This window comes from Mesorhizobium sp. M8A.F.Ca.ET.181.01.1.1 (genome assembly GCF_004792025.1).
Lineage (GTDB): Bacteria > Pseudomonadota > Alphaproteobacteria > Rhizobiales > Rhizobiaceae > Mesorhizobium.
Map to the genome: position 1 here is coordinate 1 of NZ_SRTV01000079.1, position 381 is coordinate 381.

At 60.4% G+C, this 381-nt stretch carries 1 pseudogene; it reads left to right on the plus strand.

Annotated elements, in window-relative coordinates:
* A pseudogene (locus tag EN824_RS33660) lies at positions 1-381 on the plus strand (hypothetical protein); the annotation flags it as partial.

Consider the following 381-nt stretch of genomic DNA (forward strand, 5'->3'; position numbering starts at 1 on the left):
TTCCTATCTGGCCTTGAAGGGGCTCGCGGTCGAAAAGAAGGACAAGAACCAGGCGCTCTCCGATCTCCAGGCCAAAAACGCGGAACTCAGGCAGCGCGAGGAGGATTTGCACCGCCTGTCGGAGAAGCACGCGCAGGCCGAGCGGGCGTTGGAGAAGCGTGCGCTGGAGCTGCAAAAGCTCGAGCAGATGTATGACGACGCCAGTTTCTCGTCCTCGAACCGCCAGATCGAGCTGGTTGCCCGCGAATCGGAACTGGACAAACTCGCCAGCGACATCGCGATGCTGAAAGGCCAGCGCAAGGAGGCGGACAGGCGAAACCAGGAAATCGCCTCGGAAAGCAAAGCTGCGCGCGAAGCGCTGAAGGCCGAGAAGAAGAAAAC